Source organism: Thioalkalicoccus limnaeus, from assembly GCF_041197575.1.
Taxonomy (GTDB): domain Bacteria; phylum Pseudomonadota; class Gammaproteobacteria; order Chromatiales; family Chromatiaceae; genus Thioalkalicoccus; species Thioalkalicoccus limnaeus.
In genome coordinates this window covers 58,761-74,736 of record NZ_JBDKXB010000007.1, presented here as the reverse complement: position 1 = coordinate 74,736, position 15,976 = coordinate 58,761, and the positions used below count along the sequence as shown (strand labels likewise).

At 66.2% G+C, this 15,976-nt stretch carries 17 protein-coding genes; 3 read left to right on the top strand and 14 right to left on the bottom strand.

The annotated features are described in order from the left end of the window. Positions 1-4: 4 nt before the first annotated feature. The 14 genes from rodA to ABC977_RS07655 all read right to left on the bottom strand — a co-directional run bounded on the left by rodA (position 5) and on the right by ABC977_RS07655 (position 12,337). Positions 5-1,144, bottom strand: coding sequence for a rod shape-determining protein RodA (rodA, locus tag ABC977_RS07720; RefSeq protein WP_369666676.1), 1,140 nt, complete (start codon positions 1,142-1,144; stop codon positions 5-7). Then, complete coding sequence (gene mrdA, locus ABC977_RS07715; protein ID WP_369666675.1) at positions 1,134-3,005, bottom strand: penicillin-binding protein 2; 1,872 nt, start codon at positions 3,003-3,005, stop codon at positions 1,134-1,136. Before mrdA ends, rodA begins: the two co-directional genes overlap by 11 nt. 20 nt (positions 3,006-3,025) lie before the next feature. Further along, positions 3,026-3,514, bottom strand: coding sequence for a rod shape-determining protein MreD (gene mreD / locus ABC977_RS07710; RefSeq protein WP_369666674.1), 489 nt, complete (start codon positions 3,512-3,514; stop codon positions 3,026-3,028). Further along, positions 3,511-4,392, bottom strand: a complete 882-nt coding sequence (gene mreC, locus ABC977_RS07705) for a rod shape-determining protein MreC (RefSeq protein WP_369666756.1) — start codon at positions 4,390-4,392, stop codon at positions 3,511-3,513. Before mreC ends, mreD begins: the two co-directional genes overlap by 4 nt. 47 nt (positions 4,393-4,439) lie before the next feature. After that, positions 4,440-5,486, bottom strand: a complete 1,047-nt coding sequence (locus ABC977_RS07700) for a rod shape-determining protein (protein WP_369666673.1) — start codon at positions 5,484-5,486, stop codon at positions 4,440-4,442. A gap of 306 nt (positions 5,487-5,792) precedes the next feature. After that, on the bottom strand, positions 5,793-6,458 hold the full coding sequence (locus ABC977_RS07695; RefSeq protein WP_369666672.1) for a hypothetical protein: 666 nt from the start codon (positions 6,456-6,458) through the stop codon (positions 5,793-5,795). A gap of 5 nt (positions 6,459-6,463) precedes the next feature. Further along, entirely contained in the window at positions 6,464-7,462 is a 999-nt protein-coding gene (locus tag ABC977_RS07690; RefSeq protein ID WP_369666671.1) for a tetratricopeptide repeat protein, read from the bottom strand. Then, on the bottom strand, positions 7,446-8,084 hold the full coding sequence (locus tag ABC977_RS07685; protein WP_369666670.1) for a hypothetical protein: 639 nt from the start codon (positions 8,082-8,084) through the stop codon (positions 7,446-7,448). Before ABC977_RS07685 ends, ABC977_RS07690 begins: the two co-directional genes overlap by 17 nt. Beyond that, the gene (locus ABC977_RS07680; RefSeq protein WP_369666669.1) at positions 8,074-8,562 is read right to left on the bottom strand and encodes a hypothetical protein; all 489 of its coding nucleotides are present in this window, start codon (positions 8,560-8,562) and stop codon (positions 8,074-8,076) included. The genes ABC977_RS07685 and ABC977_RS07680 overlap by 11 nt, the downstream gene beginning before the upstream one ends. Further along, entirely contained in the window at positions 8,559-9,335 is a 777-nt protein-coding gene (locus ABC977_RS07675; RefSeq protein WP_369666668.1) for a MotA/TolQ/ExbB proton channel family protein, read from the bottom strand. The genes ABC977_RS07680 and ABC977_RS07675 overlap by 4 nt, the downstream gene beginning before the upstream one ends. Next, a complete protein-coding gene (locus ABC977_RS07670; RefSeq protein WP_369666667.1) occupies positions 9,325-9,621 on the bottom strand; it encodes a hypothetical protein in 297 nt (98 codons plus the stop codon). The genes ABC977_RS07675 and ABC977_RS07670 overlap by 11 nt, the downstream gene beginning before the upstream one ends. 86 nt (positions 9,622-9,707) lie before the next feature. Further along, complete coding sequence (locus tag ABC977_RS07665) at positions 9,708-10,328, bottom strand: hypothetical protein (protein ID WP_369666666.1); 621 nt, start codon at positions 10,326-10,328, stop codon at positions 9,708-9,710. Between the two features lie 45 nt (positions 10,329-10,373). Further along, positions 10,374-11,075 (bottom strand): hypothetical protein, encoded by a 702-nt coding sequence (locus ABC977_RS07660; protein WP_369666665.1) that lies wholly within the window; start codon positions 11,073-11,075, stop codon positions 10,374-10,376. Positions 11,076-11,077: 2 nt separating this feature from the next. After that, complete coding sequence (locus ABC977_RS07655; protein WP_369666664.1) at positions 11,078-12,337, bottom strand: TerD family protein; 1,260 nt, start codon at positions 12,335-12,337, stop codon at positions 11,078-11,080. 316 nt (positions 12,338-12,653) lie between these two features. Here ABC977_RS07655 and gatC point away from each other — a divergent pair, with 316 nt between their 5' ends. From gatC to gatB, 3 genes are read left to right on the top strand one after another with little or no spacing between them, the layout of a single operon-like run. Beyond that, positions 12,654-12,941, top strand: coding sequence for an Asp-tRNA(Asn)/Glu-tRNA(Gln) amidotransferase subunit GatC (gene gatC, locus ABC977_RS07650; RefSeq protein WP_369666663.1), 288 nt, complete (start codon positions 12,654-12,656; stop codon positions 12,939-12,941). A 58-nt stretch (positions 12,942-12,999) separates the two neighbouring features. Beyond that, a complete protein-coding gene (gene gatA, locus ABC977_RS07645) occupies positions 13,000-14,454 on the top strand; it encodes an Asp-tRNA(Asn)/Glu-tRNA(Gln) amidotransferase subunit GatA (RefSeq protein ID WP_369666662.1) in 1,455 nt (484 codons plus the stop codon). 14 nt (positions 14,455-14,468) lie between these two features. Next, on the top strand, positions 14,469-15,902 hold the full coding sequence (gene gatB / locus ABC977_RS07640; protein WP_369666755.1) for an Asp-tRNA(Asn)/Glu-tRNA(Gln) amidotransferase subunit GatB: 1,434 nt from the start codon (positions 14,469-14,471) through the stop codon (positions 15,900-15,902). Positions 15,903-15,976: the final 74 nt, after the last annotated feature.

Sequence of the window (15,976 nt, the reverse complement as noted above, 5' to 3'; positions counted from 1 at the left end):
TGCCCTATACGGAAAGCTTTTTTCGATGGGTGTGAATGGACATGATGATCCCGAAGCCAATCATGACGGTGACGAGCGAGGTCCCCCCGTAACTGACGAGCGGCAAGGGTACCCCGACGACCGGAAGAAGGCCAGCGACCATCCCGGTGTTTACGAACAGGTAAACGAAGAACACCAACACCAAACCGCCGGCGAGCAGACGCCCGAAGGTGTTCGGGGCCTGGCTTGCGATGTACAGACCACGAAAGATGACCAGCAGGTACACCGAAAGCACGACGAGGATACCCATCAGACCGAATTCCTCGCCGAGCACGGCAAAGATGAAGTCCGTCGAGCGCTCCGGCAGGAACTCCAGGTGGGATTGGGTGCCGGCGAGCCACCCCTTGCCATGCAACCCTCCCGACCCGATCGCGATCTGCGACTGGATGATGTGGTAGCCGGCACCGAGGGGGTCGTTCTCCGGGTTCAGAAAGGTCAGCACTCTCTGGCGCTGATAGTCCCGCATCGCGAACCAAAGGACCGGCGCCAGCGCGGCCAGCACGGCACCGAGCACCAGGATCAGGCGCCAGCTCAAGCCAGCCAGAAAGACCACCACAAGCCCAGCGCTCGCGACCAGCAGTGCCGTTCCGAGGTCTGGTTGCCGCGCGATCAGCATGACCGGCACCAGGATCATCACCGCCGCGAGCAGGAGCCACGGCAGACGCGGCGGCAGAGGTCGCTGCGCGAACAGCCAAGCCAGTACCATGGGCACCGCCAGTTTCAGGAGTTCCGAGGGTTGGAAGCGGACGAACCCCAGATCCAGCCAGCGTTGCGCGCCTTTCCCGATGTCACCGATCAGCAAGACCAGGACCAGCATGACGATCCCGGCCGCGAACATCGCCAGGGCCCAGCGCTGGAAATGGACCGGGGGAATTTGAGCGACCAACACCATGAGCCCGAATGCCACGCCGAGCCGCACGAGTTGGCTTTGGACCCGGGCCAGATCCTGCTCCGCCGCGCTGTACAGTACGATCAGCCCCAGCCCGCAAAGCAGCAACAGACCCGCCATCAAGGGCCAATCGAGATGCCACCGCACAAGCAGGCCCGGCGAAGCCTCGCCGGGCAAGCCGAGCGGCCGGGATGAGAGCGAGGACTTATCGATCATAGCGTCCCCCAGCGCGGGCCAGGACTTCCGGGCGCTCCAGATAGGCTTCGATGACCTCGGCGGCGACCGGCGCAGCCACCGAGCCGCCGCCGCCACCGTTTTCGATGATGACCGCGACCGCGATCAGGGGGTCGTCCACGGGTGCGAAGGCGACGAACAGGGCATGGTCCTTGAGCCGTTCGTCGATCTCGTCGGCGCGGTAGACCTGGTTCTGGCCGAGCGAGAAGACCTGCGAGGTGCCGGTCTTCCCGGCGATCCGGTACGAGCCGCTGCGGATATGCCGGGCCGTGCCACGACCGCCATCGACGACATTGACCATCGCCCGGATCACCTTCTCCCAATCCTGGGGCTTGGCCATCTCGATCTGTCGCGCGACGACTCCGGTCTCGGCCGATAAGGCCCCAGCGGCGTCGCCGAGCGCGCGCACGACCCGCGGCTCGATGAAGCGCCCGCGCGTCGCCATCGCCGCCGTGGTGACGGCCAACTGCAGGGGCGTGGCCAGGAAATAGCCTTGGCCGATCCCGAGGATCAGTGTCTCACCTGGATACCAGGGCTGCCGCCGGGTCGTCCGCTTCCAATCCCGCGTCGGCACCAATCCCGGCAATTCGCCCGATACATCGATGCCGGTCCGCATCCCGAACCCGAACTCGATCAGCGACGCGGATAGGCGATCGATCCCCATCTGATTCGCGAGGTCGTAGAAGTACACATCGCAGGACTCGACGATCGCCCGCTCCATCGCGACCGAGCCGTGACCGGTGCGCTTCCAATCGCGAAACCGATGGCTGTGACCCGGCAGGCTGTAGTGACCCGGACACCACTTCGCGCGTTCGAAGGTCGTCACGCCGGCATTCAAGCCACCGAGACCGACAAAACTCTTGATCGTCGAGCCAGGCGGATATTGCCCTCGCACGGCACGGTTGAACAGGGGCTTGTCGAGGGAGCGGATCAGCGCGTTGTAATCGGCTTGGCTGATCCCCTGCACGAACAGGTTCGGGTCGAAGCTGGGCGTGCTAGCCAGCGCCAGCACGCCGCCGGTTCGCGGCTCGATCGCTACCAGCGCCCCACGCCGGTCACCGATCGCGGCCTCGGCGCGTCGCTGCAAGTGGATATCCAGGAACAGGTGCAGATCCTGTCCTGGCACCGGCGGCTCGCTGGCGAGGACCCGCAGCACGCGGCCCCGGGCATTGACTTCGACCTGCTGGTGGCCAACCCGGCCATGCAATTGTCGTTCATAGGCCTTTTCCAGCCCGTTCTTGCCGATGAAGTGCGTCCCCGCGTAGGCCGATCGGTCGATCTGCTGCCATTCGGTCTCATTGATGCGACCCACGTAACCGAGCACATGCGCCGTGTGTTCCCCGAGCGGATAGTAACGGACCAGTTCGGCGCGAATGTCGACACCCGGGAAACGGTGAGCATCGACCGCGAAACGTGCCATCTCCTGCGCGGTCAGATTCAGCCGGATCGGTATCCCTTCGTAATGGCGACGCTGCCTTCGCAACCGCTCGAAACGCCGTTGGTCGCCCTCTTCGATCGTGACGATCCGCGACAGCTCGGCCAGCGTCGTCTCGAGGCTGCCGACCTTTTCCAGGACAATTTCGAGCGAATGGGTCGGGTAATTGTCGGCAAGCAGGATGCCGTTCGCGTCGTAGATCAACCCGCGGGTCGGTGGCAACGGCAAAACGCGAACCCGGTTATCCTCGGACAAGGTCGAGAAGTGCTCGTGATTCGTGACCTGGAGATCGACCACCCGGACCACCACCAACGCGAGCGCCGCCACGACGAACAAGGCGGCGACCAGCAGCCGTCGTCCAATCAGGCGTTGCTCGAAGAAGCGGTCCTTGATGGTTGGATCAACCACCAGCCCTCCCCGTTGCCAGATCAGGCAACTCGAAAACGGCGACGGAGATCACGCAACACCACGAATAGCCAGGGCCACAGCAGCATGCCAGTGACGGTACCCGCCCAATAGACGGGGGGCGGCAGCGGCTGGCCGGTCGCGACCAGCAACCAGAGAAACAACAGACGTTCGACCAGCAACAGCATCCAGATCGACAAGGTCTGCTGCAAGGGAGGAAACAAACGGATTCGTCGGTGCAGAACCTCGGCGAGATAGGCCATGACGGCCAGCGACAACGCCTGTTGACCCAACAGATTCGCCGACACCACATCGAGCAGGAGGCCCAACCCGAAGGCCGAGAAGACGCCGACCCGTTCCGGCACCGCCAACACCCAGTAAAGCAGCGTCAGCGCAATCCAGGGTGGACGGTACGGCACCGACCAGTCCGGCATCGGCAGCAGGGTCAGAATCATGGCCACGGCCAAGGTGGCGAGGATCACCCCACCCCCACGACGGGTGCGTTTGGTCATCGCTCGGGCGCCTCGTTCAGGCTGTGTTCGCTGGGATCGCCAGCGGCGTGCTCGCTCGAGGACGGGATCCACACCAACAGGACCTCGCGCGACCGGTCGAGCCGCGCAAGGGGTTCAGCCGTCACCGTCGCGAACGCGTTGCCGGGCTCGCTGTCGACGGTCGCCACCCGCGCGACCGGGTACCCGGCCGGGAAGCGCCCCCCGAGTCCCGACGTGACCAGCAGATCGCCGACGCGGATGTCGGCGTTCTTCGGCAGATGGGGCAACTCCAGCTGATTGATCAAACCCGTGCCGGACGCGATCGCACGCAACCCATTGCGCAGCACCTCGACCGGCAGCGAGTGCTCGACATCCGTGATCAGCAGCACCCTCGCCGTCAGCGGGTCGGCACGCACGACCTGACCCATCACCGCCCGGGCATCCACGACCGGCTGGCCGACGAACACCCCGGCCCGCGCCCCTTTGTCGATCAGCAGGTGGTGGCGGTAGGGATTCAGGTCGACCGCGAGCAGTTCAGCGATCAAGACACGCTCACCGACCCGCACCGAAGAACCGAGCAGATCGCGCAGGCGCCGATTCTCGGCCTCGAGCGATTCGAACCTCTGCATCCGAGCCCTCAGCAGCAGGTTCTCCCGCTGCAAGGCGGCCAAATCCCGCCGCAGGACCTCGTCGTCGGCCAGCCGTCCTTGAACTCGATGCAACAGGGTGTCCGGCAGGTTAGCCAGATAGTAGAAGGGATAGACCAGCACCGACAAGGAGCCGCGCACGGTCTCCAGGTATTGATAACGGTGGTCGGCAACCATCAGGGCAAACCCGAGGAAGGCGGCCAGCACCAGCCGCACCACGGGCGAAGGACCTCGGACGAAGAGGGGCTTGATGGCGTCACCCCGTCAGCACAAGCGATATGGCGTCGTCACCAACGGACTTACTCGGCCGCCAGCAGATCCAGACCACGGGAATCGGACATCTCGAGCGCCTTGCCGCCGCCACGCGCCACGCAGGTCAATGGATCCTCGGCGACGATGACCGGCAGACCGGTCTCCTCCTCGACCAGACGATCGATGCCCTTGAGCAGCGCGCCCCCGCCCGTCAACACGATGCCGCATTCGGCGACGTCGGCACCCAATTCCGGTGGCGTCTGCTCGAGCGCGGTCTTGACCGCGGCGACGATGTTATGCAGGGGTTCTTGAAGGGCCTCGAGGATCTCGTTGCTGTTCAGCGTGAAGCTGCGCGGCACCCCTTCGGCCAGATTGCGGCCGCGCACCTCGATCTCGAGCACCTCGTTGCCCGGGAAGGCCGAACCGATCGCGTGTTTGACGCGCTCGGCGGTCGCCTCGCCGATCACGGTGCCATAATGTCGGCGGACATAGCTGATGATCGAATCGTCGAACGAATCACCACCGATGCGCACGGAGTTCGAATAGACGATCCCGTTCAGCGAGACCACGGCGACCTCGGATGTCCCGCCGCCGATGTCGAGCACCATCGAGCCCCGCGCCTCGTCGACCGGCAGGCCGGCGCCGATCGCGGCGGCCATCGGCTCTTCGATCAGATAGACCTCCCGCGCGCCGGCCCCGGCCGCCGATTCCTTGATCGCGCGCCGTTCGACCTGCGTCGAGCCACAGGGCACGCAGATCAGCACCCGGGGACTCGGACGAATCATGCGGCTCTCGTGCACCTTGTGGATGAAGTATTGAAGCATCTTCTCGGTGACCGTGAAGTCCGCGATCACGCCATCCTTCATCGGCCGGATCGCCGTGATGTTCTGCGGCGTGCGCCCTAGCATCCGCTTGGCCTCCTCGCCGACCGCGGCCACCGTGCGCGCGCCACCCTTGCGCTCCTCGCGGATCGCGACCACCGAGGGTTCGTCCAGGACGATCCCTTGACCGCGGGCGTAGATCAAGGTGTTAGCCGTGCCCAGATCGATGGCCAGGTCATTCGAGAAGATCCCGCGAAGACGTCGGAATAACATTAAAGGTCACCAACTTAGCTGAATTGAACCGTGATAGCGCCCTCGCCTGGCCGCACCTTCGGCACACAGCAAGGCGCACCGGCCGGCCTCGCAGGCTCCAGGGTCCGAAGGCATATGAGATGTGTATCAGGACGTGCTCGCATCGCGGCCGCGACCAGAGCGAACCGATCGACGCACCGAGGCGCAACCGACCAACCGCGATTCCGGCCGGCCCAGCGTCGGGATCCCCACCTCCGCCGAAATCCATCTAATCTAACAACGCGCGTACGGTTGGACAAGGAAAAAGCGCCGCGACCGAACCACCGATCAGGCCGAACCTTGGCGCGGTGGGTGACCAAAGGGCGCGGATCCTTGCCAGACATGGATTGCTGCCGCAAGCGCGTAGAACGCGGACAAGACCCAGAGTCCATCGCCCTGGTTAAGGGCGAGAGCCGACGACCAGGATGCCGCCGGGTGCGAGATCACCAGGAAACCGGCGAACCAGGCCGGGTAGTCCCAGGAACCGCCTGTTGCGTCGATCTGCTGCGCGAGGGCCAGCCCGCCGACGAACAGGATCCCGATGAGGAGCGCGAACGCGGCCATCTCGACCCACCCGGGCGAGCCACTCGGTGACCAGTACGGAAAAACGAGATCGCCGATGTCGACGGCGAGACCCACGGCCGCCGCGGCCACCAATGCCTGGCTGACGCTCGCGACGAGCTGGGCACCGTCGAATCGTTGGACCAGCAGCGGCCGCAGCACCAAGGCCCACAGACATAAATAGGCCGTCTCGGGACCCGCTAACGTCACCGCCTCGGCGGTCTGCCATTCGTTGAGCCGCGCCAGCCAGAAGGGCGAGGCGGCGAGGGGCGCTGCGACCGCGCACCAGGTGAACGCACTGAGGATAGGAGTCGACGGGTGGCCCGCCACGGACGGCCGGGCGGCCCAGCCGAGCACCAGGATCCACAGCGACAAGGCAAACAAGGTTCCCAAAGCCGTCACTCGAGCGTCGCGCGATAAGCACGGGCCTGGTCCCGGATCTGGTCGGCGCATGGCCCCGGCAGCGGACCACGGGCGCCCTCGGCGCGGGTCAGCGCGTCGCGTGCGCGCCCGAGGTCGCCGGACCACAGGTAGCCGAGCCCGGCGAGCAACGCAAGCGCCGGATTGTCCACCGGCGACGCCAGCGCGAAACGGTCGGCCAGGTCGCGGTACTGGGTTCGGTCTTCGGCCAGCGCCGGCAGGGCCCCCAGGTGCTCGATCATCTCACGGGTGCGGTTGAGACAGGGCGCGGTGCCCTGGCGCGGTTGCCCGAGTTGCTCGGCCAGAACCGCAAGATGCATCTGCCGGGCATCCCAAAACCCTGGATCCGCCGCCACCGCTCGGGCCAATGCCTCCTCGGCACGATCGAGGTCGCGGGCCTCGAAGGCCACCGCGCCGAGCACGAAATAGGCGTCGGCCACGATCGCCGGTACCAAGTCCGCGACCGCGAGCGCCTCGCGCGCCATGGCTTCGGCCGCCGCGAGATCGCGGCGGCGCAGATGGATCCGCGCGATCTCCAAGCGCGCGCGAAACCGCACGTGTTTGTCGGCGGCCATTGTCCAGGGGTGGAGCAGTCTGACCTTGGCGTCCGGATCGGAGCTCAATGCCGCGTTCTGAAACGCCTCGCGCGCGTCGCGGTCGATCGATCCCCAAAGGTTGCGATAGCGCATGAAGGCCGTGTCGCCGGCGGCCCGCAAGGATGGATCCGCTGCGGCCGGATGCAGCGCCGTCTCGCCGCGCTCGGCGAGATCCGACCAGAAGTGCTGCCAGGCCGCCAGCGCCGCTTCACGGTCGCCATCGGCCGCGCACGCCCCGTCACAATCGTTGTTCACGGGCGCACTGAGAAGACCCCACAGGACCCAGGGCACCAGGGCCGCGAGCGCCAGCGCGGCGAGGCCGGAGAGGCGGCGGCGCCGATCGGCGCCGCCGACCTCGACCAGGTCACCAATAGATCGCATGGTGCGTGAATTGCGCCGGATGGCGGCCGAGGAACAGGGGCTCGCCCGGCTGATGCGTGAACCACCGAAAGCGAATGCCGCTAGCCCGAAGCGAGTCGTAGAAACGGGCGAAGGTCTCCAGGCCGTCCGGATAGACGATGAAGACCGGCGCCGTGCGCTCGACGGCATGGCCTTCGAGCAGGTCGAGCAACAGTCGTGCGGCGGCCGACTCGGTGAATGGCGGTTCGTGCGCCGAGACCGCGGCGGCATCGACGAAGAACCGCATTTGAAAGGTATCGATGTCGCGCGTCACTAGCGGCTCGGGTAGCCACTCGAAACGCCCCTGGTGCGTGGTGCCGGTCAGCCGCCGCGGCTCGGCGAGCCGAGCCGTCACGACGGCCTCCTGATCCCAGCGCACGACCCGGTCGCCGACGACGAAGTAGAAGCGCGAAAAGGGCGGAAACAGGTCGCGGCGCGGCTCGACGAAGGGTTCGGCGACGATCGATCGGGCCGCCGGATGGGGCGATCCCTGCTGCCGGTGCGGCACCGAGATCAACGAAAAGAGCGTAACGATCAGGATCACCGCCAACAGATTGGTCGCGAGATCCAACAGGGCCTCGTTGGCCGGTTCATCAGGGTCCATCACGGATCACCGTCGTGCGCCATTCGCCCAGGAGGCGCTGCGTCGCGCCGGGCTCGCTCGACAGCGGGCGAAAGGCCACACGGAACACCGCGCGCTCCGCATCGGGTCTATTCAGGCGCGCGTTGAACCGCGCCAGCTCCTCCTCGAACAAACGACGGGTGTCAAAACAGTCTGCTGTCACGGCAAAGACCAGATTTCTCGAGCCTCCGGCCTGACCCGTCAGTCCCTCCAACAGGTCTGGCACCTGTCGCGCGCTGAAGTCGACCGGCTCGGCCTCGGGAGCGGCGAAATAAGAGATGGTCCCATCTCGCGCACAGACGATCAGGTCATCGATCATCAATTGGCGGCCCAGCGCCCCCTCGACCGCCTGATGCAGCGCGAAGACCAGGATCAGGATGCCGATGACGGCCACGATCAAATCGAAGAAGGGCCACAGAGGCAGACCGGGATCGGCCTCCGCGGAAGGATCCAGGCTCATCGATCCGCCTCGTGCACCGGACGGCCGAGCAGGATCCGCCGATAGACCAGGTCGAGCGTCTGCGCCCGCGCGCGCAGCGCCAACAAAACGATCATGGTCGGGATCACCAGGGTCAGCCCGACGAAGGTCGTGTCGAACGCGAAACGCAGGCCGCCGAGCAACGGGGCCAGGCCAGTGTCGCTGGGGGTCGCCGGGATCACCGATTGCTCTAGCCCGCCGAGGGCCTGGCCGATCCCGACCACGGTGCCGATGAAACCGAGCAGCGGCAGGACCCATACGCCGAACCCGATCGGCGCAAAGCGCTGTTGATGCTGTTGATGGCGGGCCGCTAGCAGGTAAGCGATGAACTGGGCATCGTCGTCACGAGAACTTTGGGATGGCGGCCTCGGCCCGCGCAGGGCTGTGAACTCCCGCACCGGGTCCGGCGGTGGGCCGACGAGATGGCTGAGCCAACGACCCGTGTCCGTCGCCGCCGAGGAACCAGCGAGCGCCAGGCGCTCCGCCAAGGCGCGCCGATCGCGGACCAGGCTCAGGTGCTGAAAGCCCGCGTAGAGAACCAGCGCGGCGAACAACGCGATCATGGCCTGACAGAAGCCGTTGGCCAAGAGTCGGCCCAGGGTGGCCGGGAGTGAGGCGGGGTCGAGGAAACGCGCGAAGGTGGCGGCGCCGGCCAGCGTCAGCAGCCCGGCCGCCGCCAGCGGGCGGACGATCGGACCGGGTGCGCCCCCGACACCATGCGGCGCCCCGGTCTCGGTCTCACGGTCAGCGGCCACCCCCGGCCTCCGGGTCCGCCGCGGTCAGGCGATCGAGCTCACGGAGAAAATCGAGCCGAGCGGACTGGAGCTCGCCGAGACGCCGACTCGTCTCGTCGTACAGGCGCTCATGACGGCGACGTTCCTCGACGGCAACGGCCGCATCGGCATCGACCAAGGCCCGCTCGGCGATGTCCGTCAGACGCTGCTCCAACCCATCCAAGGTCTCGAGGATGCCGTCGAATTCGGTTGTCGCGATCGCCGACGACGGCATCGGCTCCGCGACCGCCGGCGGATCCGCACTCACTCCGGGGATCGTAAGGCCACCAAGAACGAGGGCGACGGCCAACCACGAGGCCGAACCGCATCCGCCGGCGATTCGCAGCGCATTCGTCATTGCGGGATCGGCGTCTGCTGGGCAGCATTGGCCGTCTCGACGATCACCTGCATGTTCCGGTTCAGGTTGGCCAGGTTCGCGCCGACCTTCTTGAGCCCTTCGATCGCCTTGTCGGCCTGCCCCAGTTCGTAGTAGGCGAGCACGATGTCGCGGTCGGCCTCGATCGCGCGCATCAGCGCGGTGGCGTTGGCCCGCTCGGTGCTGATCTGGTTGCGCAGGGTGCGGGCCGTTTCGAGCCGCTGCTGCCAGGCCTGTGCGATCGGCAGGAAGGCCGGATTGGCCTCGGAGCGTTCGAGCGTCGCCTTGCGGCGCTCCTCCCAGAGCTCGAGCAGGGCCCCGAGCTCTTGCCAGATCTCGCTGTCCTCGGCCATGCTTTGCTGGACGCGGGTGACCGATGCGAGCATCCCATCGAGGACCCGCCCCCCCTGCTCGATCGAATCCCGGCTCGCCTGGATACTGGCCTCCAGGTCAGTCAAGTTGGTCTGAAGCTCCAAGGCCACCCGGTTGACCTTCTGAAACAGATTGGCCATGTCCGGCTGCCGGGTCCCTTGCGCGACCGCCGCGCCAAGGGTCAGGATCAACAGCCCGGCGAGCAGCGCCGTTAGCGTCTTCGTCATCGTCATCGTCCTCGTGGTCATCAGCGATTCGGTTGCGGGAGGGGTTCAGTTCGAGATCGGCACCGAGGTCTTCAGGCTCTGATAGGTCTTCTCCTCGACCACGGTCATCGCGGTCGTGATGTCGTTGAGCCCCTCGACGACAGCGCGCGCCGCGGCAATGGCCTCCAGGACCTTACCGATCTTCATCTCCTGGAGGATCACGCGATGCTGGCGCATGATCGTCGAGAGCTTTTCCTGGGCCAGCGTGCGGCTCTGGTTCAACTGCTCGTCGACGATGTCGTACTCCTGGATCGCGCGCTCCAACTGCGCGATGCTCTGCTCGCGGTTCGGGTAATCTGGAGGTTGGCGTTCATACCAGCTCTTCAGCACGATGGTCCCCTCCTTGGCCCGATTCAGCGCATCGGCGAAATCGCTGTTCAGATCGAGCTGATCGAGGACACCGTAAACCTCGTCGCGCAGCGTGAAGAACAGCGAATCGACCTCGACCTCCTTCTCGTCCTCCGAGGTCAGCCGGGCGACCTCCTCGAGCTTTTCCATCGCAGTCCGGATCCGCGCATCGAGCTGGGCATTCGACGCGCGGATGTTCGACATCTCGTTCTCGAGCACGATGGTCGGGTTGGTGCGATTGGGGTTCCTCGCACTGTATCCGCTGTCTTGCGCCGAGACCTGGGCCACCAGGAGACACCCGCATAGGGACAGGCCCGCTAGAGCCCTAATCAGAAGCGACGTAACACGATCTTCCGTCATGGTCACTCCAAGCAGGCCTCGAGGTTTTCGTGGTAGCCGAGCTTCAGCCGTTCGGTCTTGTTGCGCAGATACGCGAGATCACGGGAGATGTTGGTCAGATCCGATTCCAAGTTACGCGCTCGATCGGCCTCTCGCACCAACCGTTGGATGATGATCGGCCGCCCCTCGCCATCGAGCGCCGTCTCGATCGCCTTGATCAGAAGCCCGGCACAAACATTCAACCGCAGCGCCTGATCGAGCCAGCCGCCAACCGGCAGACGCTCGAGGGCCTCGATCTCGTGCCGGTTCTTGTCGAGGAAATCGGCCGCGCAGCGGCCTTCGAGGCCGATCAGATCCTGTCGAACCCGGGCCAGGCGTTCGTTGCTCTGATCGACGCGCTGCAGGATCTGGATATAGCTTTCGCCCAGCGCGTGATAACGCTCGAAGACCTCGTCGTCGGACCAGGCGCAGGTCGGCGGCTCGTAACGGGCGGTGACCGGCTGCGAAGGTTCCGGCAGCTCCGATCGATCGTCGGCGAGCCGCTCGACGAGAGGTGCCACGAGGAACCAGAGCAGGAGACCGGCGAGCGCCACCACTACCGCAGCAGCGGCCCACACCCCGATCCGCGACCCATGGCGGCGGCGCTCGGGACCGGGCGGCGGTGAAGACGGCCCCTCGGCCGGTGGCGTCGCGGGCGGTTCCGCACCGCCGGTGGGCGGTACCCGCGGTGATTCGGCCTCCGCGGCAGCGCCCGATCGGTCAGGCACCGGCGACGCCTCCCTGACTTTGACCCCGAAATGCTCGGCTAGCGGCTGCAAACCACCACGAAAACCTTGGCCGATCGCCCGCAGTCGCCACCCGGTCCCATGGCGATAGATCTCGGCAAGGATCAGCGCCTGCTCATCGCCCGCCTCGACCAGCTTGTACTCCAGCGTCTCGCCCTTGTCGGCCATCGCGGTCAGCCTGGTGCCGATCGCCGCGCGGAAGGTGCCCTCGTCGAGGGTCGCGGCGAACACGCATCGCTGCACGGTTGCCGGCAGTCGGTCCAGATGGACGACGAAATCCGATTGCTGGATCCCGCTCGCCGCCAGTTCGATCCCGCGGCCGGGCGCCTCGCGCTGGTTGTAGAACAGAAACCACTCGTCGCCCGGGACGCGGCCGGCGTCCGTGACCGCAAAGCACACGGCATCGACCTCCAGCCGTCCAATCGGCCAGCGGATCGCGACCCGAACGCGACCGGAGGTGGTCAACAGCGCATTGGCGCCCTTGGGCAGGCTTTTCATCTGGTCGTGCAACGATCTCGGCGGTGCATGAATCCCCCTGGCCCAGCGGTCAGAGAACTGGTCGGGATCTTACCATCGGCGTTCGGCGGTATTCGATCGCTCGGCTACCGAACACGCCGAAGTTGCCGACGGCATCACAAAACCGCCGCACCAGCGGTGGGATGGAATCGCCGCGCTGCCCCACGGGTAACCCGCTGCGGTGGTCAGGGACGCCCGTTCCCGAGAGCATCGCAGCTGAAGACGAAAGCCCCGTCGTCGACCCCGTGAGCGCTGAATGTGATATGTTTTCGCCTTTCTTTGCCGAGCTATCCACAAGATGTCCTTGACCCCTTCCGACATTGCGAAGATCGCCGATCTCGCCCGGCTCGCGATCTCCGACGACGACGCGCGTGGCTACGCGACCGAACTGACCAGTATCCTCGACCTGGTCGCTCGGATGGACCGGGTCGACACGTCCGGCATCGCACCGCTTGCCCACCCGCTCGACATGGTCCAGCGGCTGCGTGCCGATGAGCCATGCGAGCCCAATCAGCGCAGCCGGTTCCAGAAGGTGGCCCCGCTGACCGAGGACGGGCTGTATCTAGTTCCCAAGGTCATCGAGTAGCCACTGCGCTCCGCGCTGCCCAACCCAGTCAAGACCTCTCGCGACGGACGCGATCCCGATGCATGACAAGACCCTCATCGAGCTAGCCGACGACCTGCGCGCTCGCCGTTATTCGAGCGAAGAACTGACCCGCCATTACCTGGCACGGATCGAGCGCCTCGACGCCAGCCTCAACTGCTTCGTCACCGTCGCAGCGGACCAGGCCCTCGACGCGGCACGGCGGGCCGACCAGCGGCTCGCGGCCGGCGACGCCGGACCGCTGACCGGTATCCCGATCGCCCACAAGGACATCCTGTGCACCGACGGGCTGAAGACCAGCTGCGGGTCGCGGATGCTCGACAACTTCGTCGCACCCTATGACGCGACCGTCGTCGAACGCCTCGCGCAGGCCGGTGCCGTGGTCCTCGGCAAGACCAATATGGACGAGTTCGCGATGGGCTCGTCGAACGAAACCAGCTTCTACGGACCGGTCCGCAATCCGTGGGCTACCGACCGGGTCCCCGGCGGCTCCTCCGGTGGCTCGGCAGCGGCGGTCGCGGCGCGGCTGTGCGCGGCCGCGACCGGCACCGACACCGGCGGCTCGATCCGTCAGCCGGCCGCCTTCTGCGGCATCACCGGGCTCAAGCCGACCTACGGGCGCGTATCCCGTTGGGGCCTGATCGCGTTCGCCTCGAGCCTCGATCAGGCCGGTCCGATGGCCCGCACGGCGGCCGACGCGGCGGCATTGCTGACCGCGATGAGCGGCTTCGATCCGCGGGATTCGACGAGCGCCGAGGTCCCGGTCCCCGACTATGGCGCCGACCTCGATGCCGACCTGACCGGCGTGCGCATCGGCCTGCCCGACGAGTACTTCGGCGCCGGGCTCGATGCCGGCGTCGCCGCGGCGGTCGAGACGGCGCTCGACGAATACCGCCGGCTCGGCGCCACGCTCCATCGGATCAGTCTGCCGAACAGCCCCTTGTCGGTACCCGTCTACTACGTGGTGGCGCCAGCCGAGTGCTCGTCGAACCTGGCCCGCTACGATGGCGTGCGCTTCGGCCATCGCTGCGCCGACCCGCGCGATCTCGTCGACCTTTACGAGCGTTCACGCGCCGAGGGCTTCGGCGCCGAGGTCAAGCGCCGCATCATGATCGGCACCTATGTGCTCTCTGCCGGCTATTACGACGCCTACTACCTGAAGGCGCAGCAGATCCGGCGCCTGATCGCAGACGATTTCCGCCGGGCCTTCGAGCAGGTCGATGTGATCGCCGGCCCCACCACGCCGTCGCCGGCCTTTCCGCTCGGCGCGAAGCTCGACGACCCGGTGGCCATGTACCTGAACGACATCTATACGATCGCCGCGAACCTCGCCGGTCTGCCGGCGCTGTCGATCCCGATCGCGCCCGCGAACGGGCTGCCGGTCGGGCTTCAATTGATCGGCCACCATTTCGACGAGGCGCGTCTGCTGAACCTGGCCCACCGGTTGCAACGCGAGACCGATTGGCACCTGGCCACGCCGGCCGGCTACGCATGACCGAGATCCACGACATGGCATGGGAAACCGTGATCGGGCTGGAGATCCACACCCAGCTCGCGACCCGCTCCAAGATCTTCTCCGGCGCGCCGACGACCTTTGGCGCCGCACCCAACACCCAGGCCTGCGCGATCGACCTGGGCCTGCCCGGCGTGCTGCCGGTCCTCAACCGCGAGGCGGTCCGTCTCGCGATCCGCTTCGGCCGGGCGATCGGCGCCGAGATCGCCGGAACTTCCGTGTTCGCGCGCAAGAACTACTTCTATCCGGACCTGCCGAAGGGCTATCAGATCAGCCAGTACGAACGGCCGGTCGTCGGCCGCGGCCAAGTCGAGATCACACTCGGCGACGGATCGGTCAAGACGATCGGCGTCACGCGCGCTCACCTCGAGGAGGACGCCGGCAAGTCACTGCATGAGGACTTCCACGGCCTGACCGGGATCGATTTGAACCGGGCCGGCACGCCGCTGCTCGAGATCGTCTCGGAACCGGATCTGCGCTCACCGGCCGAGGCCGCAGCCTACGCCCGCAAGATCCATCAGATCGTCCGTTGGATCGGCATCAGCGACGGCAACATGCAGGAAGGCTCATTCCGCATCGACGCGAATATCTCGATCCGGCCGGTCGGCGAGACGCGTCTCGGCACCCGCACCGAGATCAAGAACATCAATTCGTTTCGCTTCCTCGAGCGCGCACTGGTCTTCGAGGCCGCGCGGCAGATCGAGATCACCGAGGGTGGCGGGCGTATCGTCCAGGAAACGCGCCTGTACGACGCCGAGCGTGACGAAACCCGGTCGATGCGCAGCAAAGAAGAGGCCAACGATTACCGCTATTTCCCGGACCCGGACCTGCTGCCATTGGTCATCGACGCAGCCTTCGTCGACGAGGCGACCGCCGACCTGCCGGAACTGCCCGACGCGCGCCGCGACCGCTTCCAACGCGACCACGGCCTGTCCAGCTACGACGCGGGGCTTCTGACGACCAGCCGCGAGCTCGCGGACTATTTCGAAGCCGTCGCGGGCACCTGCGGTGACGCGAAACTCGCCGCCAACTGGATCAACGGCGAACTGGCCGCGGCCCTCAACAAGGCCGGCCTCGAGATCGACAGCGGCCCGGTCACGGCGGCGCTGCTCGCCGGTCTGCTCGTGCGTGTCCGCGACGGGACCATCTCCGGGAAGATCGCCAAACAGGTCTTCGAGGCCATCTGGCGCCGCGAGGGCGATGCCGATGCGATCATCGCCGCGAAGGGACTGCAACAGATCACCGACAGCGGCGCGATCGAATCCCTGATCGACGCGATCCTCGCCGCGAACCCAGCCCAAGTCGAACAATACCGGGCAGGCAAGGACAAGGTCTTCGGCTTCTTCGTCGGTCAGGTCATGAAGCAGACCCAGGGCAAGGCGAATCCGCAACAGGTCAACGAGATCTTAAGGCACAAGCTGGCGCCTTGATCGGGCCTTCGGCCCGCCACCCTGAGCCGGTTTAGCCCGCGAGTGGACCTTCGCCCGATCGGCTCATGTGCATG

Bases quoted from the DNA above. Each gene is read 5' to 3' on its own strand.
- rodA (WP_369666676.1), bottom strand. From the start codon at position 1,144: ATGATCGATAAGTCCTCGCTCTCATCCCGGCCGCTCGGCTTGCCCGGC.
- mreD (WP_369666674.1), bottom strand. From the start codon at position 3,514: ATGACCAAACGCACCCGTCGTGGGGGTGGGGTGATCCTCGCCACCTTG.
- ABC977_RS07700 (WP_369666673.1), bottom strand. From the start codon at position 5,486: ATGTTATTCCGACGTCTTCGCGGGATCTTCTCGAATGACCTGGCCATC.
- ABC977_RS07690 (WP_369666671.1), bottom strand. From the start codon at position 7,462: ATGCGATCTATTGGTGACCTGGTCGAGGTCGGCGGCGCCGATCGGCGC.
- ABC977_RS07685 (WP_369666670.1), bottom strand. From the start codon at position 8,084: ATGGACCCTGATGAACCGGCCAACGAGGCCCTGTTGGATCTCGCGACC.
- ABC977_RS07680 (WP_369666669.1), bottom strand. From the start codon at position 8,562: ATGAGCCTGGATCCTTCCGCGGAGGCCGATCCCGGTCTGCCTCTGTGG.
- ABC977_RS07665 (WP_369666666.1), bottom strand. From the start codon at position 10,328: ATGACGAAGACGCTAACGGCGCTGCTCGCCGGGCTGTTGATCCTGACC.
- ABC977_RS07660 (WP_369666665.1), bottom strand. From the start codon at position 11,075: ATGACGGAAGATCGTGTTACGTCGCTTCTGATTAGGGCTCTAGCGGGC.
- ABC977_RS07655 (WP_369666664.1), bottom strand. From the start codon at position 12,337: ATGAAAAGCCTGCCCAAGGGCGCCAATGCGCTGTTGACCACCTCCGGT.
- gatC (WP_369666663.1), top strand. From the start codon at position 12,654: ATGTCCTTGACCCCTTCCGACATTGCGAAGATCGCCGATCTCGCCCGG.
- gatA (WP_369666662.1), top strand. From the start codon at position 13,000: ATGCATGACAAGACCCTCATCGAGCTAGCCGACGACCTGCGCGCTCGC.
- gatB (WP_369666755.1), top strand. From the start codon at position 14,469: ATGGCATGGGAAACCGTGATCGGGCTGGAGATCCACACCCAGCTCGCG.